Here is a 25356-nt window from a genome sequence, read left to right as displayed (position 1 = left end):
ACACACCACAGGGGCGGCACGCCACGGCACTTTCAACCAATAAATAATTGGTATCAACAAACTTGGCACACTATTGAGTTCTCAAACAACAGGAGCACCCGGCACCAGGACGACCCTCTCAGGCCCTCCATCGCTCCGGAGCAACTTTTCTAACTTACCCGCGCTGGCAGTTCTTGTCAAACCGCCCGGTCCCGCTCCGCCCGTTGGCAACTGCCTTCGGCCGGTTCGGCGAGGCGGCCTTACCGCCCTGCGCGGCTTTAAACTCTAGCACCGGTCGGCGCGGATGTAAATTCCGCTGCCGTTCATCCTTCCTCCACCCTGGCCGGGCCACCGGCAGCCGGCTTCAGGTACACCACGCCCAGCGGCGGCACCCGGAGCGTCGCAGAAGCGGGGCTGCCCTTCCAGCCGCCTTCCACGGCGGTGACCGCACCTGCGTTGACCACTCCGGATCCGCCGTATTCGGCGGAATCGGTATTCAGGGCCTCGTCCCATTCGCCCGCCCACGGCATTCCCAGCCGGAACCCTTCGTGCGGGGCCCCCGAGAAGTTAGCCACGCAGACGAGCGGGTTTCCGTGCTGGTCCCAGCGGATGAAGGACAGCGTGTTGTGCGCGCCGTCGTTCTCGTCGATCCACTGGAAGCCGGCCGGCTCATTGTCGCGCTCGTACAGGGCCGGCGTGGAACGGTAGATCCCGTTGAGGTTGCGGACCAGGTGCTGCAGGCCCTTGTGCGGAACGTTCTGGGAGAGCCACCAGTCCAGCCCGTGCTGCTCCGACCATTCCGACTCCTGGCCGAATTCGGTACCCATGAAGATCAGCTGCTTGCCCGGGTGCGCCCATTGGAAGGCCAAGTAGGCGCGCAGGTTGGCCAGCTGCTGCCAGCGGTCGCCGGGCATCTTGCGCAGCATCGACCCCTTGCCGTGGACCACCTCGTCATGGCTGATCGGCAGCAGGAAGTTCTCCGTGTAGGCATAGACCATCGAGAAGGTGGCCTTGCCGTGGTGGTACATCCGGTTGACCGGGTCCTCGGCGATGTATTCGAGCGTGTCGTGCATCCAGCCCATGTTCCACTTCAGGCCGAAGCCGAGGCCCCCCGCGCTGGTCGGGCGGGTCACGCCGTCGAACGCGGTGGACTCTTCCGCGATCATGACGATGCCCGGCACCCGCTTGTACGCGGTGGCGTTGACCTCCTGCAGGAAGGAAATGGCCTCCAGGTTTTCGCGGCCGCCGTGGATGTTGGGGACCCATTCCCCGTCATTGCGCGAGTAGTCGAGGTACAGCATGGAGGCCACCGCGTCCACCCGGAGTCCGTCGATGTGGAACTCCTCCAGCCAGTACAGCGCGTTGGCGACCAGGAAGTTCCGCACCTCGCGGCGGCCGAAGTCAAAGATCAGCGTGCCCCAGTCCGGGTGTTCGCCCAGCCGGGGGTCTGCGTGTTCATACAACGGCTGGCCGTCGAACCGGGCCAGCGCCCACTCGTCCTTGGGGAAGTGTGCCGGGACCCAGTCCAAAAGGACTCCGATGCCGGCCTGGTGCAGCCTGTCCACGAGGTACTTGAAGTCGTCGGGGTGCCCGAAGCGCGAGGTCGGCGCGTAATAGGAGGTGACCTGATAGCCCCACGATCCGCCGAACGGGTGCTCGGCCACCGGCATGAACTCCACGTGCGTGAAGCCCTGCCAGCTGACGTATTCGGCGAGCTGGTCGGCCAGCTGCCGGTAGTCCAGCCCCAGCCGCCACGACCCCAGGTGCACCTCGTACACGCTCATCGGCCCGTTGTGCGGGTCGCGGGCGGCACGCCGCTCCATCCATTCCTGGTCGCCGAAGCGGTAGTGCGATTCGACCACGCGGGACCCGGTCAACGGCGGGACCTCGGTCCAGCGGGCCATCGGGTCGGCCTTCTCCCGCCACTGGCCGTCCTGGCCCAGCAGCTCGTACTTGTAGACGGCACCGGCCTCGACGCCGGGGATGAACAGCTCCCACACGCCGGATCCGCCCATGGAACGCATCGCGTGCCGGGCGCCGTCCCAGTGGTTGAAGTCGCCCTTGACCCGGACAGCCCGGGCATTCGGCGCCCAGACGGCGAAGCTGGCCCCGGATGTGTCGCCCAGCGCGGAGTTGTAGCGGCGCACGTGGGAACCGAGCGCGGTCCACAGGGTCTCGTGCCGGCCCTCGCCGATCAGGTGCAGGTCGATTTCGCCCAGGCTGGGCAGGTAGTGGTACGGATCGTCGCTGATGGCGGGAGCACCGCCGTCGTACGCCACCTCGAGGCGGTAATCCGGGACGCGTCCCGGATCATCGGCCGGGAATACCGCCACCCAGATGCCCTCGTGCTCGTGTTCCATCGGCACGCGCAGTGACGGCGTGATCACCGTGACGGAGTCGGCCAGCGGACGCCGGGTGCGGACGGTGACGTGTCCATGGTCGTCCAGGTGGGCACCGAGCACTGCGTGCGGCTGGTGGTAGGACCCGTGCGCGACGGCGGAGAGCACCTCCGGCTCGACACGCACCGGGGTGCGGGAGCGGCTGCCCGACGGCGATGCCGGTCCGGGGGTGCCGGCCGCGCCGGAAGTGTTGGCCGCCCCGGAAGTGTTGGCCGCGCCGGAAGTGTTGGCCGGCCCGGAAGTGTTGGCCGGCCCGGGGGCGCCGGCCGCGCGGGAAGTTGTCTGGGCGGAAGTTCCGGCCGCGGACGCACCCGCGAAGGCGGGAGCTACCGGCGCCGCTGCGCCGACTGCGGCAGACGTCCGGCCGCTTCCCGGCCCGGTGCCGGTGCCCGCCAGTGGTGCCAGGGCCTCGCGTACGCCGCGGACCGGCACCTGTACCCAGCGCGGGCGGTTGCGCTGTTCGTACACCACTTCATAGAGGGCCTTGTCCAAAAGCAACGCGCGGAAGAGCGTGGAGGACGTGTCCACCGGTTCGCCCGTCCCCTCCCGGTAGCCGTCCAGGAAGGCGGAGCTGGCCTGCGCCGCCCAGTTGTCGGCGGCGGCGCCGACCGCATCGTCGGGCTCCGCGAGCCGGGCCACGCCGGCGGCGTAATCAAACGAGCGGAGCATGCCCACCACATCGCGCAGCGGCACGTCGTCGGTGCCGCGGTCGCCCATGGGCCGCAGCGGTTCGCCCTCGAAATCAAGCACTACCCAGCCCCGCTGTGCCGAGAACAGCACCTGGCCCAGGTGGTAGTCGCCGTGGATCCGCTGCAGCTGGGGAAGCTCGGTCACCTGGTCCAGCCGGTCCAGCAGTTCCTGCACCGCGTCGTCCAGGGGCCCCACGGACGCCCCGGCCTGGGCCCAGCCCCAGCGGATCCGTTCCGCCAGCGCGGCCTTGAACGCCTCGACGGCCTTGGCGTCCGCCGGGGAGGCGCCGGCCGCGTCGCGCAGGCTGCGGTGGATCCGTCCGGTGACGGCGCCGAGCTCGCGGGCCTGGGAGCTGAAGTCCGTGCCGTCCAGGGCGGAGCCCGACGCGGTGCGCCACGCATCCTGGCTGTCCGGAATGAATTCCCGCAGCACGCTCAGGTGTCCGGTGTCCCAGAGGCGGTCGCCGCCGTCGTTGTCCTGTCCGGGAGTCAGCCAGCCGCCGGTCACCCAGCCGTACGTGACCGGGACTTCGCGGCACCCGGCCTCCGTGAGCAGCACTCCGACCTCGACGTCCGGATTGGTGCCGGCTTCCAGCACGCGGAAGAACTTCACGATCAGCGGACCCTGGTCGGACTGGACCACCACCGAGGTGTTCGACTGCTCACCCAGCAGCACGGAGGCCTGCAGCCCGGTGGTGAACTCCGGCCAGGAATCGAATCCGGCCCCGGCGTGGCCGCGGGTGTGCCCGTCGCCCGTCACCGACTGCCGCCGCATCAGTTCCAGCCAGGCGGCCACGAACACCGGGTCGTGGGCGCCGTCGTAAATCCAGCGCTCTCCGGGACCACCCGCAGTACCGCCCGCGGCGCCGCCAGCCGCCCCCGCGGTGCCGCCCGCCCGGTCGTCCGGCCCGACGGTCTCGCCCTCTTCGCGGGTTGCCGCCCAGGTGTCCTCGGCGCCCTGCTGCACGCGCCCGAGCAGGGCCGCCTCCCCGCCGGCCAGGGGCTCCCGGCGGTAGCTCAGCGGCACGTTGACAACGTGGACGGCGTCGGCGGTGTGCACGGCCACGATGTGCACTTCCAGTCCCACTGCCCCGGCCGGGTCCGGCAAGCGGATGCCGCCCAGCCGGCGCAGGACCGACTCTTGGCCCTTGGCGGGGAACCAACGCTGGGCGGGGAGCCACTGGTGCAGCAGTTCGGGCAGGCTCGGCGTGAAATCAGGCATGTGATGCCACCTCTGTTCCTTCAGTCGCGGGTCTGATGACTGGGAGTGTCTCGGTCTGTGGAGATGCGGGGTTGGACGCGGCCGAACGCAGCCGCAACCAGAAAAAGTCGTGGCTGCCCAGCGTCAGCGTGAGCTGGCCGGCGTCGTCAAAGGCCGGGAAGGGGACGCCTCCGAACGTGTCGCGCAGCCCCCGGCCGGCAAATTCGGGCAGCCGCAGCGGTGCCGCCACCGGGTGCTGCGACAGATTGAACACGCACAGCAGCACCTCTTTCTCCAGGCCTTCCGGATTGTCCTCCGGCAATTCGCGCAGAAAGGCCAGCACCGATTCGGAGTCCACCGGCACGTTCCGGTAGGTGCCCAGGCCGAAGGCGGGATGGGCCTTGCGCACGGCCAGCATCTGGCGCACCCAGTGCAGCAGCGAACTGTTGTGCGCCAGCTGCGCCTCGACGTTGACGTAGTTGTAGTGATAGACCAGCGACTGCACCACCGGCAGGTACAGTTTGCCGGGGTCCGCGGTGGAGAAGCCGGCGTTGCGGTCGGGGTTCCACTGCATCGGGGTGCGGGAGGCATCGCGGTCTTCGAGCCAGATGTTGTCGCCCATGCCGATCTCGTCCCCGTAATACAGGAACGGGCTGCCCGGCAGCGACAGCAGCAGCGCGTGAATCAGTTCGATTTCTGCGCGCGAGTTGTCCAGCAGCGGGGCCAGCCGGCGGCGGATTCCGATGTTGGACCGCATCCGGGAATCCGGCGCGTACCAGCCGAACATCGCCTCACGTTCTTCGCGGGTGACCATTTCCAGCGTCAGTTCGTCGTGGTTGCGCAGGAACGTTCCCCACTGGGCCCCGGCCGGGATCGCCGGAGTCTGCTCCATGGTGGCGATGATCGGGGCGGCCTTCTGGTCCCGGAGCGCGTAATACAGCCGCGGCATGATCGGGAAGTGGAAGGCCATGTGGCATTCGGGGCGCAGCCCGCCGTCGCCGTCGGGCTGGCCGAAGTATTCCACCACCTCGTGTGGCAGCTGGTTGGCTTCGGCGATGATCACGCGGCCGGGGTATTCCGTGTCCACCAGTGCGCGCAGGTCCTGCAGGAAGGCGTGCGTGGCGGGCAGGTTCTCGCAGTTGGTCCCGTCTTCCTCGAACAGGTACGGGATGGCGTCCGCGCGGAAACCGTCAATCCCCTGGTCCAGCCAGAAGCGCACGACGTCGAACAAAGCCTCGATCACCTTGGGGTTCTCGAAGTTCAGGTCCGGCTGGTGGCTGAAGAACCGGTGCCAGTAGAACTGCCGGCGGATCGGGTCGAACGCCCAGTTCGAATCCTCGCTGTCCACGAAGATGATCCGCGCGTCCTGGTATTTCTCGTCCGTGTCGGACCAGACATAGAAGTCTCCGTACGGCCCCTCCGGGTCACGCCGGGACTGCTCGAACCAGTCGTGCTTGTCCGACGTGTGGTTTATCGGCAGGTCGATGATTACCCGGACGCCGCGGGCGTGGGCCTCGGCGACCAGGCGTTTGAAGTCGCCGATGGTGCCGAACTCGTCCAGCACGTCGAAGTAGTCCGCGACGTCGTACCCGCCGTCCCGCAGCGGGGACTTGAAGAACGGCGGGATCCACAGGCAGTCGACGCCCAGCCACTGCAGGTAGTCCAGCTTGTCGATCAGCCCGGAGAAGTCGCCCGATCCGTCTCCGTTGGAGTCGGCGAAGCCCCGCAACAGCACCTCGTAGAACACTGCCTTGCGGTACCAGTGGGGGTCATGCGTCAGCCCCGGAGCGTGCAGCTGGAAGGGGCCGGCCATCAGCGGTTCCTTCGGATGTGCAGGATGTGGGCGGGTTCCACGTGTGCGTCCAGCCGCACGTAGTTGTGTTCGCCCCAGCGCCAGCTCTGCCCGCTGAGCAGGTCATCGACCCAGAACGTGCCGTCGTCGTTAAGGTCCTCCTCCCGCAGCCCCAGCGCCGTCAGGTCCAGCGAGACCGTCGATTCGCGCGCGCTGTGCGGGTCCACGTTGACGACGACGATGATCGTGTCCCGCCCGCCGCCGTGGCTTTCGGGCAGGTGCGCCTTGTGCTTGGAGTACACCACCGTGGCCGGGTCGGTGCTGCGGTGCACGGTAAGGTTGCCCAGGTCGCCCAGCGCCGGGTGGGCCCGCCGGATGGCATTGAGCCGGGTCAGGTACGGGGCGAGCGAGCGCCCTTCGGCCTCCGCGGCGGCGAAGTCGCGGGCCTTGTATTCGTACTTTTCGTTGTCGATGTATTCCTCGGCGCCCGGCCGGGCCACGTGCTCGTAGAGTTCGTAGCCGGCGTAGACGCCCCAGAGCGGGCTGGCCGTGGCCGCCAGCACGGCCCGGACCTTGAACCCGGCGGGGCCGCCGTACTGCAGGTACTCGGTGAGGATGTCCGGGGTGTTGACGAAGAAGTTCGGCCGGAAGAACGGCGCCGTCTCGTGGCTGATCTCGGTGAAGTATTCCTCGATCTCTTCCTTGGTGTTGCGCCAGGTGAAATAGCTGTAGGACTGCTGGAAGCCCGCGCGGCCCAGCGCGTGCATCATGGCCGGCCGGGTGAAGGCCTCGGCCAGGAACACCACCTCAGGGTGCTCGCGGTTCACCGTGCCGATCAGCCATTCCCAGAACCACAGGGGCTTGGTGTGCGGGTTGTCCACCCGGAAAATCTTCACGCCGTGCGAAATCCACAGCTTCACGATCCGCAGGACCTCTTCGGACAGGCCGCGCGGGTCGTTATCGAAGTTCAGCGGATAGATGTCCTGGTACTTCTTCGGCGGGTTCTCGGCGTAGGCAATCGTGCCGTCGGCCCGCGTGGTGAACCATTCGGGATGCTCGGTGGCCCACGGGTGGTCCGGGGCGGCCTGCAGCGCCAGGTCCAGGGCCACCTCCATGCCGAGCGCCTCGGCGGCGGCCACGAAGGCGTCGAACTCCTCGAATCCGCCCAGGTCGGGGTGGATGGCGTCATGCCCGCCGTCCTTGGATCCGATGGCCCACGGCGATCCCGGGTCGCCGGGTCCGGCGGTCAGCGTGTTGTTCGGTCCCTTGCGGTTGACCTCGCCGATCGGATGGATGGGCGGCAGGTACACCACGTCGAAGCCCATGGCCGCGACGGCCGGAAGCCGCTCGGCCGCCGTCGTGAAGTCGCCGGAGGTCCAGCGCCCGTTCGCCGGGTCGTAATGCGCGCCCTCGGAGCGCGGGAAGAATTCGTACCAGGCGCCGCGGCCGGCCCGTTCACGCTCCACGAGGATGGGGTACCGCTTCGAGGGGCTGACCAGGCTGCGGATCGGATGGCTGTTCACGGCGTCCAGCACGGCCTCCGAGGTTCCTGCGGCCAAACGTTCATGCACGGTGAGCGATCCGTCTGCGAGCGCGGCGGCGGCGGCGCGCAGCACCTGCGCGTTGCCTTCCGGCCGCCCGCCCTGGCCCGCGGCCTGTTCCAGCAGCAGCCGGCCCTCGGCCAGCATGAGGTCCACGTCCACGCCGGCGGCAATCTTCACCTCGGCGTTGTGCCGCCAGGTGGCGTAATTGTCTCCCCAGCCTTCCACGTGAAAGGTCCAGAGGCCGGTACCGGTGGGCCGGAGGGTCCCGTGCCAGCGGTCGGTGCCGGGCGCGCCGGGCGTCAGCCTTGCCCGCTGGACGGGCCGGCCGTCCGGGTCGAACAGCACCGCGGTCGCGCCGATCTTGTCGTGCCCCTCGCGGAAGACGGTGGCGGCTACCTCCAGGTCTTCGCCCGGTATCGCCTTGGCCGGAAACTCGCCGCCGCCGACCACGGGCCAGACGTCGACCACCGGGATCCGGCCGAACTTCAGGCGGGGGGCTGGCTGGGTCGTACTCTGCTCCTGCATCGAAGTCGTCACAAGACAGACGTTAGCGAGATTCCTTCCCGATTGCGAAGGATCCCCACGCCCTGCGACCGGGTTGACGGCCAGTTCGACGCGCATTCACCCGCCGGCCATCAACGGCGCAGGGGATCTGCGCTAGCCTAGGCCGGGTGAAGGCAATCCGCAGATTTACTGTCCGAACTGTCCTCCCCGAGAGCATTGCTCCGTTGGCCCGCTTGGCCGGCAACCTCCGCTGGTCCTGGCACCGGCCCACCCAGCAACTCTTTGAACAACTGGATCCTCAGGCCTGGTCCGAGGTGCGCCAGGATCCCGTCGCCCTGCTCGGCTCGTTCACCCGCGAACGGCTGCGGGCGCTGGCCGACGATCGGGACGTCGTCGCGCGGGTGCGGGAACTGGACGCCGACCTGGAGCAGTACCTGACCGAGGACCGCTGGTACCAGACGCTGGGAGCGGACGCACCGGCGTCGATCGCCTACTTCTCCCCCGAGTACGGCATCTCCCATGTGCTCCCGCAGTACTCCGGCGGCCTGGGCATCCTGGCCGGCGACCACCTGAAGGCCGCGTCCGACCTGGGCGTGCCGCTGGTGGGCGTGGGCCTGCTCTACGCCGCCGGCTACTTTAAGCAGTCGCTGAGCCGCGACGCATGGCAGCAGGAGACGTACCCCGTCCTGGACCCGGACGGCCTGCCGCTGACGCTGCTGCGCGAGCCGGACGGGCAGCCGGCCCAGGTCACGCTGCCGCTGCCGAACGGCCGCAGGCTCGGCGCCTACATCTGGCGCGCCGACGTGGGCCGGGTGCCGCTGCTGCTGCTGGACTCCAACATCCCGGGCAACGACGAGGCCGCCCGCGGCATCACCGACCGGCTCTACGGCGGGGGCGGCGACCACCGCCTGCAGCAGGAACTGCTGCTGGGCATGGGCGGCGTGAAGGCGCTGCGCATCCACCAGCGGCTCACGGGCGCCCCGGCGCCGGAGGTCTTCCACACGAACGAAGGGCACGCGGGGTTCCTGGGCATCGAACGCATCCAGGAGCTGGCGGCCGCCGGGCTGACGTGGGACGAGGCCTTGGCCGCCGGCCGCGCCAACACCGTGTTCACCACGCACACGCCGGTGCCCGCGGGCATCGACCGGTTCGACAAGGCGCAGATCCAGCATTTCTTCAGCGCCGGCCTCGCCCCGGACGTGCCCACCGCGAAGATTCTGGAACTCGGCGACGAGAATTACGACGGCGGAGATCCGTCCAAGTTCAACATGGCCGTGATGGGCCTGCGGCTGGCGCAGCGGGCCAACGGTGTGGCCAAGCTGCACGGTGTGGTCTCCCGCGGCATGTTCTCCGGGCTCTGGCCGGGCTTCGACCAGGAGGAAGTGCCGATCACCTCGGTGACCAACGGCGTGCACGTGCCGACCTGGGTGGACCCGCGGATCGCCGAGTACGCGCGGTCGGCGTTCGGCGACGAGCCGGTGATCGCCCGCCAGTGGGACCGGGTCTACGACGTGTCCGACGAGGACATCTGGGCGCTGCGCCGAAGCCTGCGGACGGCCCTGATCGAGGATGTCCGCCGCCGGCTGCGGGCCGCCTGGAAGAAGCGCGGGGCCGCGGACGCGGAGCTGGCGTGGACCGACGCCGTGCTGGACCCGGACGTGTTGACCATCGGTTTCGCCCGCCGGGTGCCGACCTACAAGCGGCTGACCCTGATGCTGCGCGACCCGGCCCGGCTCAAGGCGCTGCTCCTGCACCCGAAACGGCCCATCCAGCTGGTTATCGCCGGCAAGTCCCACCCTGCGGACGAACAGGGCAAGCGGATGATCCAGGATCTGGTCCGCTTCACCGACGACCCGGAGGTCCGGCACCGGATCGTGTTCCTGCCCAACTACGACATCGCCATGGCCCGCACGCTGTTCCCGGGCTGCGACGTGTGGCTGAACAACCCCCTGCGCCCGCTGGAAGCCTGCGGGACGTCCGGCATGAAGGCAGCCATCAACGGCGGGCTGAACCTTTCCGTGTTGGACGGCTGGTGGGACGAGATGTACGACGGCGACAACGGCTGGGCGATCCCGACGGCGAACCCGTCCACCGATGCAGGGACCGCGGACATGTTCAGCGCGGACGATCGGGACGATATCGAAGCAGCCGCGCTCTACGACCTGATCGAGCACCACGTGGCGCCCCGCTTCTATGCCGCCGAGGTCTCCGAGGGCGCGGGGGCGGCCGGCCCGTCCCAGCCGATAGCCGACGATGCCGTCCCGCACCAGTGGATCGCCATGATCAAGCACACGCTGGCCAATCTGGGTCCGGCGGTTTCCGCCGAACGGATGCTGCATGACTATGTGGAGCAGCTGTACCGTCCCGCCTGGGCATCCGGCCGGACGGCCCGGGCCGACGATTTTGCGGCGGCGAAGGAACTGGCGGCGTGGACCAGCCGTGTGCATGCGGCCTGGGCCGACGTGTCGGTGGAGCACGTGGACTCGCTCGGCATCACGGACGAGCCGCAGATCGGCGAATCGCTGACGGTCAATGCCTATGTCCGGCTCGGCTCGCTGGCGCCGGACAGCGTCACCGTTCAGGTGGTGCATGGCCAGGTCACCGAAAACGACGACCTCGCCCAGACCTCCAGTGACGAACTTGCCCTCGCCGAACAGCTGGGCGATGGCCGCTATCTCTTCACCGGCCCGGTCACCATCGACCGATCCGGGTCGTTCGGGTACAGCGTGCGGGTGCTGCCCAAACACCCGGCGTTGGCAAACCATGCCGAACTCGGACTGGTGTCCAACGCCACCGGCTGATCCACGGGCAGCGCCCGTTGCCGCTCGCGCCCGTCGCCCGCCCGGGCGGCCGGCGCGAGTGGCAACAGAACGGCTGAAACGTAGCTATCCGACAGTTTCTTTAAATCGGCCGGGACCCCCCGTTTCATGCCGGATTAGAGCGGAAATGTGCTGCTTCGTACGTCCTTCTGTGTGACTCACCCCTTTATTATCAGCATGCTGACTAATAGCATGAGGGTGTTCCGTCCGAATGGACTACGAAGGAGGCGAACATGGGCACGAGTACCGAGCGGGAGGCACCACCGCCGGACCACGGGGACAAGCCGCAGCAACCGCAGCAAGTAAAAAAGTCTTCGTGGAAGTACATCCTCCGCAAGACCATTCGGGAGTTCTCCGACGACAACTGCACCGATCTTGCGGCGGCGCTCACCTACTACGCGGTGCTGTCCCTGTTCCCCGGCCTGCTGGCGCTGGTTTCCATCCTGGGCTTGGTAGGGCAGGCGGAACAAACCACCAACGCCATGATGAACATGCTGGGGCAGGTAGCACCCGGCCAGGCCGTTGATGTCATCCGCCAGCCGATCCAGCAGCTCGCCACTTCCCAGGGAGCCGGGCTGGCGTTCGTCGTCGGCCTCGTCGGCGCGATCTGGTCGGCATCCGGTTATGTCACCGCCTTCGGCCGGGCCATGAACAGGATCTACGAGGTCGAAGAAGGCCGCCCGTTCTGGGTGCTCCGCCCGATGATGCTGTTGGTGACCCTCGTGGTGCTGCTGCTGGCCGTCCTGACGCTGCTGATGCTGGTCGTGTCCGGCCCGGTGGCGGAGGCGATCGGCTCGGTGATCGGACTCGGCGAGGCGGCAGTGACCGCCTGGAACATCGCCAAGTGGCCGGTCGTCGTCATCTTCGCCGTGGTGATCGTGGCCGTGTTGTACTACGCGACGCCTAACGTGAAGCAGCCGAAGTTCCGCTGGATGAGCCTGGGCGCCCTGGTCGCGCTGATCGTGCTGGCCCTGGCGACCTTGGGCTTCGCCTTCTACGTAGCCAACTTCGGCAACTACAACGCGACCTACGGAGCCATCGGCGGGGTGATCGTCCTGCTGCTGTGGTTCTGGCTGGCCAACCTCGCCCTGCTGTTCGGCGCAGAGTTCGATGCCGAGACCGAACGCGGGCGCGAACTGCAGGCCGGCATGGCCGCCGAAGAAAACATCCAGCTTCCGGTCCGCGATAACCGCAAGATCGAGAAGAATGCCGAGAAGGAAGAGGAGGACATTGCACGGGGGCGCGATCTGCGCCGCGAGCACGCGCATTCCCACGAGGAATCCCGTGAGCATAGCTGACCAAGATCAGGACTGACAGGAAGAACCCGACTAGGAAAAGGAATTGCCATGACCACGAATCCACATTCCGGCAGTTACGACGAGGGCGCTCCCGTTTACCCCACAGGTGGCACGGCCGTACCGCCGCCGTCGAACCCGCCCTCAACCGGCCAGTCCAGGAGCGAAACCGCCAAGACCGAGGCACGGGAAGTAGGGCGCGAAGGGGCCGAAGCCGGCCAGCACGTTGCGCAGACGGCCAAGGACGAGGCAAAGCAGGTGGCGTACGAAGCCAAAGACAAGGCCCGCAACCTGATGTCCGAACTGGGCGACGGTGTCCGCGGCCAGGCCAACACGCAGCAGCAACGCGTGGCTTCGGGGCTGCGGTCCATCGGGGAGGAGCTAAATTCCATGGCCCGCAACTCGGAACAGTCCGGACCGGCGACCCAGCTGGTCAGCCAGGTGGCGGGCCGGGCCGACTCAGTCGCAGGATGGCTCGAGAACCGCGACCCGGGATCCCTGCTGGACGAGGTCAAGCGTTTTGCCCGCCGGCGGCCCGGAGCCTTCCTGGCGATCGCGGCGGGGGCCGGCGTCTTGGCCGGGCGCCTGACCAAGGGCCTGACCGCCGACAGCGGAGCAGGCAGCGGCTCCATGACCGGCAGGAGCGTGGGCACGCACCGTGCAACCACCGGTTCCGTCTACGACACGGCAGGAACGGGCAGCTATGAGGCCCAAAGCGCCGCCGGCTTCGCGGCGCCGGGAGCGCAGACAGGTTCCGCCCTCGGCGGCGCCCCGGCACAGCCCGAAACCACCTACCCTGTGGGCGAACCGCCCGTCGGTGGCCGCGGCACCGCGATCCCGGAGCGGAACCCCTATGAGGACGGAGGGACTCGATGAGTCACCAGCAAATGCCGGGCCCGAGCAATCAACGCGTGCCCGGCCAGGATGGCGCCGAGCCAACGCGAGCGGAAATCAAGGCCGAGAACGAATCCTTGGGCGATCTGCTCAGCCAGGTCAGCAAGGACATCTCCGTCCTGATGCGCCAGGAGGTGGAGTTGGCCAAGGCCGAACTCAAGGAGACCGGCACCAAAGCCGGCAAGGGCGCGGGCCTGCTGGGCGGAGCCGGCGTGGCCGGCCACTTCGTCCTCCTGTTCCTGTCCCTGGCCCTGTGGGCGCTCATCGCCGGCGGGGTCGGGTGGGCCTGGTCCGGCCTGATTGTGGCAGTCATCTGGGCCATCATCGCGGCCATTCTGTATTCGGTTGGCCGCAAGCAGCTGAAGACGGTCGAAGGGATGCCCCGGACCACCGAGTCAGTGAAGCAGATTCCGGAAACATTGAAGCCAAGTGAGGAAGCGCTATGAGCCAGTCACCCGAAGAAATCCGAGCCGACATCGAACGTACCCGCGCCCGGCTGGGCACGGATGTGGACGCCGTGGCGGAAAAAGCGTCGCCGTCGAACATCGTCCACCGGCAGACGGACAAAGTGAAGGATTCCGTGGGCCGCGTCAAGGAGAAGATCATGGGCGCGGCTGACGACGCCACCGGCGGCACCCGCTCCATGATGCACGACGCCGGCGAGATGGCCAGCGACGCCCCGCACCAGCTTGCCCGCAAGACCGAGGGCAACCCGGTGGCGGCCGGCCTGATCGCCTTCGGCGCCGGCTGGCTGCTGTCCTCGCTGTTCCCGGCCAGCCGGGTGGAGCAGCAGGCAGCCGACAAGGTCAAGGAACAGGCCGAACCGGTGGTGCAGGAAGTCAAGGACTCCGCCCGCCAGGTGGCCCAGGACATGAAGGAGCCGGCCCGCGAGGCAGCCGAAGACCTGAAGTCCTCGGCCCAGGACTCGGCGGGCAGGGTGAAGTCCGAAGGAGCGTCCGCCGCCGAGGACGTGAAGGCACGGGCCCAAGAGGCCCGCGGCAACGTCCAGGAGGAGCCCCGGCAGATCTAACCCCTGGGTGCACGCCGGCTAACGGCCGGCATGCCGGCGCCGGGAAGGCTTTGAGGGCCTTCCCGGCGCCGGCTGCGTTAAGTCAGGAGCGGTAGACGGAGAGGCTGTTGGCGGCCACCATGTCCTTCTCGCCGCTGCGGACCTTGGCGCCGCGCCGCTGCTCCTCGGAATGCGCGGTGGTGTAGAGCAGTTCGAACACGTGGTTCCCGCCGCGGTGCTTGCCGAAGTCCTGCAGCGCGTGCGGGGCCGGCATCACGATTTTCTGCGGCTGACACGCCCCGTTGATCACCAGCAGACCATCGATCACACCCTGGGGCGATCCCATCAGCAGCTGGACCAGGCGGCAGTCCGGGTTGTTCCAGTCGTCCGGAGTCATCGGTTCGCCGTCGGCGTTGAACCAGAGCAGGTAGGAACTGTCCGCCCGTGCCGGGTAGTTATACGGCTGGTGCGCCAGGAAGGACCGGCGGATCTGGATAAGCCGGCGGGTGGCATCGAACATCCGGTGTTCGCGCTCGTCCAGCTGCCAATTGGTCCACGCCAGCTCGTTGTCCTGGCAGTATGCGTTGTTGTTTCCCTGCTGGCTGCGGCCGATCTCGTCGCCGGCGCAGATCATGGGCACCCCGAGCGACAGCAACAGGGTAGCCATCAGGTTACGCGCGCTCCGGTCCCGGGCGTCGAGGACCCGGCCGTCCCCCGTGTGACCCTCGATGCCGTGGTTGTAGCTGCGGTTATGGTCGTGGCCGTCGCGGTTTTCTTCGCCGTTGTTTTCGTTGTGCTTGCGGTTGTACGCAGTCAGGTCGGCCAGGGTGAAGCCGTCGTGGGCGGTCACGAAATTCAGCGAGGCCAGCGCGGTGCGGCCGGAACCGGCGAACAGCTCGGTGGAGCCGGCCAGGCAACCCGCCAGCCGCGCCACCGTCCCGGCCTGCCCTCCGCCCGCCAACGCGGCCTGGTCCGCCAGCCAGAAATCGCGGACGGTGTCGCGGAAGCGGTCGTTCCAGTCGGCCCAGCCCGGCGGGAAGTGCCCCGTCTGCCAGCCGCCGTCGCCGACGTCCCACGGTTCCGAGATGAGCTTTGCCCCGGAGAGCACCGAGTCTGCGCCCACGGCCACCAGGAACGGATGGCGGGGATTGAAATGGTTGTTTCCGTCGCGGGCCAGGGACACAGCCAGGTCGAAGCGGAACCCGTCGATGTGGAACTCTTCCACCCAGTAGCGGAGCGAGTCGAGGGCCAGCTGGATCACGCGCGGCTCGTTGAAGTCCATGGTGTTGCCGCAGCCGGTGGTGTCCAGGTAATTCCCGTGGCCGTCGTGCCGGTAGTACACGTGGTCCGCCAGCCCCCGGAAGGAATACGTGTCCTGGTCCTTGCCGCCCTCGGCCGTGTGGTTGTAGACCACGTCCAGGACCACCTCGAGTCCGGCGGCGTGCAGCTGCTTGACCATGGTGCGGAACTCGTCCTGCACGGCCCGCGGTCCGGCGGCCTGCGCTGCGGCGGTGGCGTAGCCCGGCCAGAGGGCGAAGAAGCCGAGCGTGTTGTAGCCCCAGTAGTTGGCCAGGCCCAGGTTTTGCAGGTGCGGTTCGTCCAGGTGGTAGTGCACCGGCAGCAGCTCCACCGTGGTGATCCCCAGCTCCAGCAGGTACTCGACCATCACCGGGTGCGCCAGCCCGGCGTAGGTGCCGCGCAGTTCTTCCGGGATGTCCGGGTGCAGCATGGTCTGGCCCTTGACGTGGCACTCGTACACCACGGTGTCCCGCCACGGCACGTGCGGCCGGGCGTCGTTCTCCCAGTCGAATCCGCCGGTGACGTACACCGAGCGCAGCACACCGCCGTCGTCGTCGATGGCGCGGCCGTAGGGGTCCAGCAGCAGCTGCCCGGAGGCCGGCAGTTCCTCGCCGTGGGGCCAGAAGGCGTACCGGCTGCCGGCCTCGAGTCCCTCGACCGTGCCGTGGTGGACGCCGTCGGTGAGCGCCGTCAGTTCGACGCGCCGCCAGGTGCCCGCCGCGTCTTGGAAGTGCACGTCCACCGAACCGAAGTCGGGGGCGAAGACCGCCACGTTGACCGCGCCGGGAATCGGCGGCAGGCCCGGGGCGGCGTCGCTCACGCCGAGCGGGAAGGCACGCGAAAGCCGGGCCTGGCGCGTCGGAGGCTCAGGGGAAAGGCTCTTGGCGTGACGGGCCACAACGGTCCACCTGCTCCTAGCGCGCGCGCTGCCGCGAAATCTCGTACAGGCTGATGCCCACGGCCATGGAAGCGTTGAGCGACTCCATCGCCGAGTCGATCGGGATGGAGACGATCTGGTCGCAGTGTTCGCGGACCAGCCGGGACAGGCCCTTGCCCTCGGATCCCACCACGAGGCACACCGGTTCGGTGGCCAGCGACAGGTCCGGCAGCGAGACGTCGCCGCCGCCGTCCAGGCCGAGCACGAAGATGCCCAGCTGCTGGAAAGCCTTGAGCGTATTGGTCAGGTTGCCCGCCTTGGCCACCGGCACGCGCACCGCTGCGCCGGCGCTGGTCTTCCATGCGGAGGCCGTCATCCCGACCGAGCGGCGCTCGGGCACGATCACGCCGTGGCCGCTGAAGGCCGAGGAGGAACGGATGATGGCGCCGAGGTTGCGCGGGTCGGTGATGCCGTCCAGGGCCACGAACAGCGGGGCGTTGTTGATGTAGCCCTTCTTGAACTTGGCCATGGTTTCCTCGGCCAGTTCCAGGGCGTCCTGATAGTCATAGGGCGGGATCTGCAGCACCAGGCCCTGGTGGACGGCGTCATCGGTCATCCGGTCCAGTTCCGGCTTGTGCGATTCGAGCACCGGAATACCGCGTTCGGCGGCGATCTTCAGGGATTCCCTGACGCGGTCGTCCATCTCGATCCGGACCCCGACGTGCAGCGCCTTGGCGGGAACACCGGCGCGCAGGGCTTCCACCACGGAGTTGCGTCCGGTCACCATCTCGCCGGCGGACTTGCCGCGGCGGGGCGCCGGGCCGCGCTGGCCGGCCGGGCGCTTGGCGGCCGAGCGTTCGGAGAGCTGCTTGGTGCGGTACGCCTTGTGGTACGGGCGGTCTTCGGCCTTCGGGGTCGGCCCCTTGCCTTCGAGCGCCTTGCGCCCGTGTCCGCCGGTTCCGGCGGTGGGTCCCTTTTTGGACTTGCGCACCGCTCCGGGGCGAGGTTTGTTGGCCATCGAAAAACTACCTTTGTGTTGGGGAAGATACGTTCCCACGCGCGGCGCACCGGCTGTGAGCGGCAGGCCCGACGGGAATCGTCTGCTTTAAAGGGTACCGCCCAACGGTGCGGGCTGCCGTCAGCCGAGATTCCAGCTGGCGCCCTCGGCCGAATCCTCCACCACTATCCCGGCGGCCGCCAGGGTGTCGCGGATGGCATCGGCGCGGGCCCAGTCCTTCGCCTCGCGGGCCAGCCGACGCTCCTCCAGTTGCGCGCTGACCAGCACGTCCAGGGCCTGAAGGGCCGCGGGGTCCGCGCCGCCGCTGCTCCAGTGCGGATCCAGCGGGTTGATGTACAGCACGTCGGTCATCGCCATGACCTGGTGCAGCGCGCGGGTGGCCGCTTCCTTGTCGCGGGCGTCCAGCGCGGTGTTGCCGGCCCGCACCGTTTCGTGGACCACTGCCAGCGCCTGCGGCACGTTGAGGTCGTCGTCCATGGCCGCGGCGAAAGCCTCCGGGACGCGTTCGGTCACGACGAAGCCGAACTGCTCGCCGTAGAGGAACTTCAGCGCCCGCTGCAGGAATCCCTCGATCCGCTCCACCGCGGCGCCCGCTTCCACCAGCGAGCCGGGGTTGTAGTCCAGCGCGGACCGGTACTGGGCCTGGCCAAGGTAGTAGCGGACCACCAGCGGCCTGGCGTCCTGGAGCATCTCCGCGGGGGTGATGATGTTGCCGATCGATTTGGACATCTTCTCGCCCTCGAAGGTGACCATGCCGTTGTGCATCCAGAAGTTGGCGAACCCGTGCCCGGCCGCCCGGGACTGGGCCATCTCGTTCTCGTGGTGCGGGAACCGCAGGTCCAGCCCGCCGCCGTGGATGTCGAACTCGGTGCCCAGGTACTTGGTGACCATGGCCGAGCACTCCAGGTGCCAGCCAGGGCGGCCGGCTCCCCACGGGCTGGACCAGCTGGCCGTCTCCGGCTCGCCGTCCTTGTGTCCCTTCCAGAGCGCGAAGTCGCGCGGATCCTTCTTGCCGCGCGGGCCGGCGTCGGGCGCCGCCTGCATGTCCTCGATCCGCTGATGCGTCAGCGAGCCGTATTCCGGCCACGAGCGCACATCGAAGTACACGTCGCCGGAATCGTCCAGCGCCGGGTAGGCGTGGCCGCGGTCGATCAACTGCTGGATCAGGCGGTGCATCTCCGGAATGTGGCCGGTGGCGCGCGGTTCGTAGGTGGGCCGTTCCACGCCCAGGATGTCGTAGGCCTTGGCGAATTCCTGCTCGTAGCGGTAGGCCAGCGCCCACCACGGCTCGTTCGGCACCGGCACCATCGGGTCTTCGGCCGCGCCGGGGCGGAAGGATTCGGCGGACTTGACCAGGATCTTGTCGTCGATGTCCGTCACGTTGCGCACTACCGTGACGTCATACCCGCTGTAGCGCAGCCAACGGGTGAGCTGGTCGAAGGCGATGGCCGAACGGATATGGCCGACGTGCGGATCGCCCTGCACCGTGGCCCCGCAGTAGTAGAGCCCGGCCTTGCCCGGGGCCAGCGGGACGAAGTCGCGGACTTGCGCGGTGGCGGTGTCATAGAATCTCAGGCTCACCGCTCTAGCCTAGCCGCGGCCGCCACGCCGGTGCGAACGCACCCTGCTACGGCAGCTTCACGACGACGGCGGTGGCCACCGCCGCGATCCCCTCGCCGCGGCCGGTGAATCCCAGCCCGTCGCTGGTGGTCGCCGAAACGCTGACCGGCGCACCGGCGGCCTCACTGAGCACCGCCTCGGATTCGGACCGGCGCGGCCCGAACTTGGGGCGGTTGCAGACCAACTGGACCGCGATATTGCCGATCTCGAACCCCGCCTCGCGGACGATCCGCGCCGCTTCTGACAGCAACCGGACCCCCGAGGCGCCGGCGTACTCGGGACGGTCAGTGCCGAAGTGCGTGCCGAGGTCTCCGATCCCGGCCGCGGAAAACAGCGAATCCGCGGCGGCGTGGGCGGCGGCGTCTCCGTCGGAGTGGCCGGCCAGGCCTCGCTCCCCCTCCCACAGCAGGCCGCCCAGCCACAACGGCTGCGGGTCGGAGTCCGGGGCGAAAGCGTGGACGTCCACTCCGATTCCGGTGCGCGGGAGGGGAAACGGGAAGTCGGGCACGGTCAGCCTTTCATGACGGGTCGGGGCCGGCCGGCGGCCAGCAGGGCCTCCGCCACGGTCAGATCCAACGGCGTGGTGATTTTCAAGGCCCGTGCGGAGCCGGGCACCAGCATCACGTCGATGCCGTGACGCTCCAGTAACAGGGCTTCGTCGGTGATGGCGGCGGCCTCCTCGGGGGCCATGCCCGCCAGGCTCCGGTGCGCCACCGCCAGGGTTGCCGCGTCGAACCCTTGCGGTGTCTGGACGGCGCGCAGCCGGGTGCGGTCCACGGTGGCCGCCACCTTCTCGGGTGAGATTTCTGCCCCGGCGCCGGTGCTCGGCGCGGCCTCCTTGATGGTGTCCACCACCGGCACCGCCGGAACGACGGCGCGCGCGCCGGCCGCCAGCGCGGCGGCGACCCGTTCGAAGACCTCGGGCGGGGTCAGCGCCCGGGCCGCGTCGTGCACCAGGACCCCGGACATGCCGTCGCCCAGCCCGCGGAGCGCGGCGGCGACCGAGGCGGCCCGGGTGGCACCGCCGTCGACCGCGGAGATCGGGGTGTGGGGATACTGCGCGGCGAAGCCACCGCAGAGCTGCCGCAGGGCGGTGTCGCCGGGCGGGACGGCCACACAGATCCGTGACGCGATGCCGGCCGCCAGCACTCCCCGCAGCGCGTGGGAGAGGATCGGTTCGCCGGCCAGCGGGACTTGGGCCTTGGGCAGGCCGTAGCCGAGGCGGGTGCCCGAGCCGGCCGCCACGATGATCACGCCCAGGGACGTGCTTGCTGTGCTCACCCCTTTAGCCTAATGGGGCGCGGCCGGGCGGTTCGGCCACGAAAAAGCGGCCGGCTTCCAGTGCTGGACGCCGGCCGCTTGGAGCGTGGTCAGGAGGCGAGAACCTCGTCGAGGACCTCGGCTGCCTTGTCTTCGTCGGTCTTCTCCGCGAGGGCGAGTTCGGAAACCAGGATCTGGCGCGCCTTGGCCAGCATCCGCTTCTCGCCCGCGGAAAGGCCGCGGTCGTGGTCCCGGCGCCACAGGTCGCGGACAACTTCCGCCACCTTAATGACATCGCCGGAGGCCAGCTTTTCCAGGTTCGCCTTGTAGCGGCGGGACCAGTTGGTCGGTTCCTCGGTGAACTCGGCACGGAGCACATCGAACACATGCTCGAGGCCTTCCTTGCCCACCACATCGCGGACGCCGACCAAATCCACGTTTTCCGCCGGTACTTCAATCGTCAGATCGCCCTGGGCAACCCGGAGCTTGAGATACATCTTCTCTTCACCTTTGATGGTGCGCATTTTGATCTCTTCGATCTTTGCGGCACCGTGGTGAGGGTAAACAACTGTCTCGCCGACCTCAAATACCATCTGTAGTATCCCCTTTCCCGACCACCAGTTTATCACGGATGGTTTGGCCACTTCCGCGAGTTTGCAGGCCTCTACGCCCGTCCGAGCGTTAGAATGCCGCGCTTTGCCCCCTTGACGGATAGCGGATTTGGTGCTTCGCCCGCGGGTACCTACCGGCGTCGAATCCTACTTTTCACCGGTTTGCCGATAGGCTAGGCGAGGCAAGCTGCCTAGATCTGCAGCACCGCACCCTGACTTTGACTGAGGAGTTTCTGCCGTGAAGATTGCGCCGAAGAACCGTGTGCAGCGCACCCTTGTAGCAGGCGCCGCCGCGCTCACCCTGCTCGCATCGACCGGATGCGGCGCAATCAACGAACAGGCCACCACCAAGTCCTACTCCGCCAGCGACGGCATCGTGGCCAACGTCGGCTCGATCGGACTGCGCAACCTGCTGGTCGTCGCAGAGTCTGCCGACGCCCCCGCCCGTGTCCTCGGTACCGCCTTCAACACCTCCGATTCTCCCGTGCAGATGGCCCTGACCGGCCCGGGCAGCACCGCCACCGTCACCATCCCGGCAGACGGGAAGGTCATCTTCGAAGAGGATGAGAACGAGACCATCGTCGGCAGCCCGGGTGCCGCTCCCGGCGCCCTGGTGGACATCACCGTCCGCGTGAACAACGAGTCCGCCGACGTGCTGGTGCCGGTGCTCGACGGCACGCTGCCGGAGTACCGGGACTTCGTTCCGTCGGCCGAGCCCACGGAAACCGCGGCGCCTGCCGAGACCGCCTCACCGACAGACGGCGCCACGGAAGAGCCGACCGGCGAGCCCGCCGAAGAGGCCGGCGCCTAACCCTGCCATCGCTTCACAAAAGGCCGGGCCGCTTCCCTTTCGGGAAGCTGCCCGGCCTTTTGCCGTGCTGACGCCCTCGGTTTTACGGTTCGAACTTGTAGCCCAGCCCGCGCACGGTGACCAGGTAGCGGGGCGCGGAAGGATCGGGTTCGATCTTGCTGCGCAGCCGCTTGACGTGCACGTCCAGGGTTTTGGTGTCGCCCACGTAGTCGGAGCCCCAGACGCGGTCGATCAGCTGCCCGCGCGTCAGGACCCGGCCGGAGTTGCGCAGCAGCATCTCCAGCAGTTCGAACTCCTTCAGCGGCAGCGACACCGGCTCGCCGTCCACGCTGACCACGTGCCGTTCCACGTCCATCCGCACCGGTCCGGCAGAGACTGCATTGGGCACCAGTTCTTCCGGTTCGGCCTGGCGGCGCAGTACCGCGCGGACCCGGGCCACCAGCTCGCGCGAGGAGTAGGGCTTGGTGACATAGTCGTCGGCACCGAGTTCCAGCCCCACCACCTTGTCGATTTCCGAGTCCTTGGCGGTGAGCATGATGACCGGAACGGCGGAGCGTTGCCGCAGCTGCCGGCACACCTCGGTTCCGGACTGTCCCGGCAGCATCAGGTCCAGCAGGACCAGGTCCGCTCCGGAGCGGTCGAACGCAACAATGGCGTCCAATCCGTTATCCACCACCTCGACTTCGAAGCCCTCTTTGCCCAACAGATAGCTCAACGGATCGCTCAGCGATTCTTCATCTTCGACGACCAGAATGCGGGTCAAGCACCGACTCCTTGTTCATGCGCCACACCGGCGCCCTGCGTGCGCGGCTCCACGGATTCTGTGGTGCCGCCGTCTTCCTGCTCCATTTCCGGCAGCCGCACGGTGAAGGTTGAGCCCTGTCCGGGCTGCGACCACACCGACACTTCCCCGCCGTGCTGGGAGATGACGTGTTTGACAATGCTCAGGCCCAGGCCGGTTCCCCCGGTTTGCCTCGAGCGGGCATCGTCGATCCGGTAGAACCGTTCGAAGATGCGGTCTTGCTGATCGGGGGTGATGCCCGGGCCCTGGTCGGTCACCGAGACAGTGGCCAGCCCTTCGCGCATGCGCAGCCCCACACCCACCTTGCTCCGTTCGGGCGCGTAGCGGATCGCGTTGTCGATCAGGTTCCGGAACGCGGTGGTCAGCAGTTCGGCATCGCCGAAGACCGGCCCGTCAATCTTCCCGCCCACCGACAGTTCGATGTGCCGGCTTTCGGCCATCAGCTTGTTGCGGTCCACGGCCTCGGCCACCACGGCATTCAGGTCCACCTCGGTACCGTCCTGCACCACGTCCGCGCCCTGCAGCCGGCTCAACTCGATGATGTCCTGCACCAGGGCGCCCAGCCGGCGCGACTCCTTGTGCATGCGGCCGGCGAAGCGGCGCACCGCTTCCTCGTCGTCGGCGGCGTCGTCGATGGCCTCGGCCAGCAGCGAGATGGCTCCGACCGGGGTCTTCAATTCGTGGGACACGTTGGCCACGAAGTCGTTGCGCATCGCTTCGGTGCGGGTTATCTCCGTCCGGTCATCGGCCAGCAGCAGGATGTACTCCTCGCCGATGGGTGCCACGCGCACCTGGACCACAATCGTGCCCTGGCCGAGCGGACCGCGCGGCAGCTCCAGTTGCCGCTCCTCGATCACGCCGTCCCGGCGCACCCGGGCGGTCAGGTCGAGCAACTCGGAATGCACCACGGTGTGCCCGCGGACCAAACCGAAGGCATAAGCGGCGGGGCTGGCCCGGACCACGCCGTCGATCGCGTCCACCACTACATAGGCGCGGCCGACGACGGAAAGCACCTCGGCGGCACCGTCCGGCAGCGTCGGTTCGTCCACTTCCTGCAGGCGCCGCCGTTGGCGATCGCTCAGGCCGAAGGCGAGCACACCGAAGCTGCCCAGCACCAAGCCCACGAGCCCTGCCAGCAAGCCGAATATCAGTGGATCCACGCCTCTAGCTTAGGCGCAGCCGGGCACGTGCCAGGGCCGTTCCGGTAGCAATCGCCTCCCCGTTCAACTAACGTTCACTTGAGGTGGCGTAATAGTTCACCGCAGGCTGAGAGGGTATGAAGCCAGTGGGATGCTAGGACCCCTATGCTCCACGTACACAAGCGAAAGGACGCCAGTGCGCAAGGTTTTCCAGGCCGAACTCCATCAAGTCGGAGAGCAGCTGGTAGAGATTTCCCGGTTGGTCACCGAGGCGATGCAGAAGGCAACCACGGCGCTCGACACCGCCGACATCGATTTGGCCCAGGAAGTCATTGCCGCCGACGCCCGGATCGATTTCCTCCAGACGGACCTGGACGAGCGTTCCATTGACATCCTGGCGCTGCAGGGTCCGGTCGCCTCGGACCTGCGGATGATTGTCGGCGCCCTGCGGATGAGCGCCTCGCTGGAGCGGATGGGCGACCTCGCCCGGCACATCGCGCAACTGGTCCGGCTGCGTTATCCGGACCTCGTGATCCCCGCATCGCTGCGCGACACGTTCCGGGAGTTCGCCGAGAAGGACATTGCGATCTCCGAGAAGCTGACCGAACTGCTCGAGACCCGCGACCTGGACCTCGCCGCCCAGATCGACACGTACAACTCCCGCATCAATGAGCTGCATGCCGGCGTCTTCAAGGCGATTGCCGATCCGGCCTGGAACTCCTCCGGGCCGACCACCGTGGACGTCTCGCTGGCGAGCCGTTACTTCGAGCGTTTCGCCGACCACGGCGTCTCCGTGTCCCGCAAGGTGACCTACCTGGTCACCGGCGAATGGCGCCCCAACGGCCAGTCCGTGTAACGCAGGACCTTAAGCAGGAAGGCCGGCTCCCCGCGGGGAGCCGGCCTTCCTGCTTAAGCGTGCGGCAACTTCTTGGCGTGTGGCTACTTCTTGCCCTGGTTCGCCACGGCCTGGATGGCTTCCGCCGCGGCCGCGGCATCCAGGTAGGTGCCGCCGGCGGTGACGGGCTTCAGGTTCTCGTCCAGCTCGTACACCAGCGGGATGCCGGTAGGGATGTTCAGCCCCGCGATGTCTTCGTCGCTGATGCCGTCCAGGTGCTTGACCAGGGCGCGCAGCGAGTTGCCGTGCGCGGCCACGAGCACCGTCTTGCCCGCCTTGAGGTCCACGGAAATGTCCGATTCCCAGTACGGCAGGAAGCGCTCCAGCACATCCTTCAGGCATTCGGTCCGCGGCACGGCGTCCCCCAGATCCGCGTAGCGGGGGTCGTTGGCCTGCGACCATTCGCTGGCGTCGTCCAGGGCGGGCGGCGGAGTGTCGTAGGACCGGCGCCAGACCATGAACTGTTCCTCGCCGAACTCATTGCGGATCTGCGCCTTGTCCTTGCCCTGCAGGGCGCCGTAGTGGCGCTCGTTCAGCCGCCAGCTGCGCTTGACGTCGATCCAGCTGCGGTCGGCGGCCTCCAGTGCGAGGTTGGCCGTGACAATGGCCCGCTTCAGCCGCGAGGTGTACAGGACGTCGGGAAGCAGATTGTGCTCGACCAGCAGCTCGCCGCCACGGTGCGCTTCCTTGCGTCCCAGGTCGGTCAGCGGGACGTCGACCCAGCCGGTGAACAGGTTCTTTTCGTTCCAGTCGCTCTGCCCGTGGCGCAACAGGACCAGCGTGTGTTTCGAGGTGGAAGTCATGGCTGCCATCCTAGCGGAGCACCGCACGGCACCGGCGGCAGCGGCATGACATTACGGGGTCAAACCCGGGGGCAGTCCCGCGATTCCCGCCAGTGA

Annotated in this window: 19 protein-coding genes; 7 read left to right on the top strand and 12 right to left on the bottom strand. The window is 68.0% G+C overall.

Features of this window, described 5'->3' with window-relative positions; translation table 11 throughout:
- Positions 1-302: 302 nt before the first annotated feature.
- The 3 genes from glgB to AC5RUH_RS05825 are packed head-to-tail and all read right to left on the bottom strand — an operon-like array spanning position 303 to position 8129.
- Positions 303-4289, bottom strand: coding sequence for a 1,4-alpha-glucan branching protein GlgB (gene glgB / locus AC5RUH_RS05835; protein ID WP_494128126.1), 3987 nt, complete (start codon positions 4287-4289; stop codon positions 303-305).
- A complete protein-coding gene (gene treS / locus AC5RUH_RS05830; RefSeq protein ID WP_494002334.1) occupies positions 4282-6081 on the bottom strand; it encodes a maltose alpha-D-glucosyltransferase in 1800 nt (599 codons plus the stop codon). The genes glgB and treS overlap by 8 nt, the downstream gene beginning before the upstream one ends.
- Positions 6081-8129: an alpha-1,4-glucan--maltose-1-phosphate maltosyltransferase gene (locus AC5RUH_RS05825; RefSeq protein ID WP_494128125.1), complete on the bottom strand. Its 2049-nt coding sequence runs from the start codon at positions 8127-8129 to the stop codon at positions 6081-6083. The genes treS and AC5RUH_RS05825 overlap by 1 nt, the downstream gene beginning before the upstream one ends.
- 146 nt (positions 8130-8275) lie before the next feature.
- Here AC5RUH_RS05825 and glgP point away from each other — a divergent pair, with 146 nt between their 5' ends.
- The 5 genes from glgP to AC5RUH_RS05800 all read left to right on the top strand — a co-directional run bounded on the left by glgP (position 8276) and on the right by AC5RUH_RS05800 (position 14146).
- Positions 8276-10909, top strand: a complete 2634-nt coding sequence (gene glgP, locus AC5RUH_RS05820) for an alpha-glucan family phosphorylase (protein ID WP_494014726.1) — start codon at positions 8276-8278, stop codon at positions 10907-10909.
- Positions 10910-11160: 251 nt separating this feature from the next.
- The gene (locus AC5RUH_RS05815) at positions 11161-12225 is read left to right on the top strand and encodes a YihY/virulence factor BrkB family protein (protein WP_494002332.1); all 1065 of its coding nucleotides are present in this window, start codon (positions 11161-11163) and stop codon (positions 12223-12225) included.
- Between the two features lie 48 nt (positions 12226-12273).
- Positions 12274-13098: a hypothetical protein gene (locus tag AC5RUH_RS05810; RefSeq protein WP_494002331.1), complete on the top strand. Its 825-nt coding sequence runs from the start codon at positions 12274-12276 to the stop codon at positions 13096-13098.
- 11 nt (positions 13099-13109) lie between these two features.
- Positions 13110-13562: a phage holin family protein gene (locus AC5RUH_RS05805; RefSeq protein WP_494002359.1), complete on the top strand. Its 453-nt coding sequence runs from the start codon at positions 13110-13112 to the stop codon at positions 13560-13562.
- The gene (locus AC5RUH_RS05800; protein ID WP_494002330.1) at positions 13559-14146 is read left to right on the top strand and encodes a DUF3618 domain-containing protein; all 588 of its coding nucleotides are present in this window, start codon (positions 13559-13561) and stop codon (positions 14144-14146) included. The genes AC5RUH_RS05805 and AC5RUH_RS05800 overlap by 4 nt, the downstream gene beginning before the upstream one ends.
- Positions 14147-14228: 82 nt before the next feature.
- Here AC5RUH_RS05800 and glgX read toward each other — a convergent pair whose 3' ends face one another.
- The 6 genes from glgX to AC5RUH_RS05770 form a co-directional block, all read right to left on the bottom strand.
- Positions 14229-16322 (bottom strand): glycogen debranching protein GlgX, encoded by a 2094-nt coding sequence (gene glgX / locus AC5RUH_RS05795; protein WP_494128124.1) that lies wholly within the window; start codon positions 16320-16322, stop codon positions 14229-14231.
- Between the two features lie 16 nt (positions 16323-16338).
- Entirely contained in the window at positions 16339-17319 is a 981-nt protein-coding gene (gene rlmB, locus AC5RUH_RS05790) for a 23S rRNA (guanosine(2251)-2'-O)-methyltransferase RlmB (protein WP_494128123.1), read from the bottom strand.
- 120 nt (positions 17320-17439) lie between these two features.
- Positions 17440-18900 (bottom strand): cysteine--tRNA ligase, encoded by a 1461-nt coding sequence (gene cysS / locus AC5RUH_RS05785; protein WP_494128122.1) that lies wholly within the window; start codon positions 18898-18900, stop codon positions 17440-17442.
- Positions 18901-18946: 46 nt separating this feature from the next.
- Complete coding sequence (gene ispF / locus AC5RUH_RS05780; protein WP_494002326.1) at positions 18947-19447, bottom strand: 2-C-methyl-D-erythritol 2,4-cyclodiphosphate synthase; 501 nt, start codon at positions 19445-19447, stop codon at positions 18947-18949.
- A 2-nt stretch (positions 19448-19449) separates the two neighbouring features.
- Complete coding sequence (gene ispD, locus AC5RUH_RS05775) at positions 19450-20220, bottom strand: 2-C-methyl-D-erythritol 4-phosphate cytidylyltransferase (RefSeq protein ID WP_494128121.1); 771 nt, start codon at positions 20218-20220, stop codon at positions 19450-19452.
- Positions 20221-20309: 89 nt separating this feature from the next.
- Complete coding sequence (locus AC5RUH_RS05770) at positions 20310-20792, bottom strand: CarD family transcriptional regulator (RefSeq protein WP_127513280.1); 483 nt, start codon at positions 20790-20792, stop codon at positions 20310-20312.
- 256 nt (positions 20793-21048) lie between these two features.
- Between AC5RUH_RS05770 and AC5RUH_RS05765 the strand changes: the two genes are divergently transcribed.
- Positions 21049-21621 (top strand): hypothetical protein, encoded by a 573-nt coding sequence (locus AC5RUH_RS05765; protein WP_494024625.1) that lies wholly within the window; start codon positions 21049-21051, stop codon positions 21619-21621.
- Between the two features lie 82 nt (positions 21622-21703).
- Here AC5RUH_RS05765 and AC5RUH_RS05760 read toward each other — a convergent pair whose 3' ends face one another.
- Positions 21704-22384 carry a winged helix-turn-helix domain-containing protein gene (locus AC5RUH_RS05760; RefSeq protein ID WP_494002323.1) on the bottom strand — a complete coding sequence of 227 codons (681 nt, stop codon included), beginning with the start codon at positions 22382-22384 and terminating at the stop codon, positions 21704-21706.
- Positions 22381-23583 (bottom strand): sensor histidine kinase, encoded by a 1203-nt coding sequence (locus AC5RUH_RS05755; protein WP_494074210.1) that lies wholly within the window; start codon positions 23581-23583, stop codon positions 22381-22383. Before AC5RUH_RS05755 ends, AC5RUH_RS05760 begins: the two co-directional genes overlap by 4 nt.
- 175 nt (positions 23584-23758) lie before the next feature.
- On the opposite strand from AC5RUH_RS05755, the gene phoU reads away from it, so the two are divergent.
- On the top strand, positions 23759-24418 hold the full coding sequence (gene phoU / locus AC5RUH_RS05750; RefSeq protein ID WP_494002321.1) for a phosphate signaling complex protein PhoU: 660 nt from the start codon (positions 23759-23761) through the stop codon (positions 24416-24418).
- Between the two features lie 83 nt (positions 24419-24501).
- Here phoU and AC5RUH_RS05745 read toward each other — a convergent pair whose 3' ends face one another.
- Positions 24502-25260, bottom strand: coding sequence for a phosphoglyceromutase (locus tag AC5RUH_RS05745; RefSeq protein WP_494024318.1), 759 nt, complete (start codon positions 25258-25260; stop codon positions 24502-24504).
- Positions 25261-25356: the final 96 nt, after the last annotated feature.

The sequence above is a fragment of the Arthrobacter sp. Y3223166 genome (assembly GCF_059090935.1).
This window is presented reverse-complemented; position numbering and strand designations above follow the sequence as displayed.

Coding starts and splice junctions, on each gene's coding strand:
- glgB (WP_494128126.1), bottom strand. CDS start 4,289: ATGCCTGATTTCACGCCGAGCCTGCCCGAACTGCTGCACCAGTGGCTC.
- treS (WP_494002334.1), bottom strand. CDS start 6,081: ATGGCCGGCCCCTTCCAGCTGCACGCTCCGGGGCTGACGCATGACCCC.
- AC5RUH_RS05825 (WP_494128125.1), bottom strand. CDS start 8,129: ATGCAGGAGCAGAGTACGACCCAGCCAGCCCCCCGCCTGAAGTTCGGC.
- AC5RUH_RS05815 (WP_494002332.1), top strand. CDS start 11,161: ATGGGCACGAGTACCGAGCGGGAGGCACCACCGCCGGACCACGGGGAC.
- AC5RUH_RS05810 (WP_494002331.1), top strand. CDS start 12,274: ATGACCACGAATCCACATTCCGGCAGTTACGACGAGGGCGCTCCCGTT.
- AC5RUH_RS05805 (WP_494002359.1), top strand. CDS start 13,110: ATGCCGGGCCCGAGCAATCAACGCGTGCCCGGCCAGGATGGCGCCGAG.
- AC5RUH_RS05800 (WP_494002330.1), top strand. CDS start 13,559: ATGAGCCAGTCACCCGAAGAAATCCGAGCCGACATCGAACGTACCCGC.
- rlmB (WP_494128123.1), bottom strand. CDS start 17,319: ATGGCCAACAAACCTCGCCCCGGAGCGGTGCGCAAGTCCAAAAAGGGA.
- AC5RUH_RS05770 (WP_127513280.1), bottom strand. CDS start 20,792: ATGGTATTTGAGGTCGGCGAGACAGTTGTTTACCCTCACCACGGTGCC.
- AC5RUH_RS05745 (WP_494024318.1), bottom strand. CDS start 25,260: ATGACTTCCACCTCGAAACACACGCTGGTCCTGTTGCGCCACGGGCAG.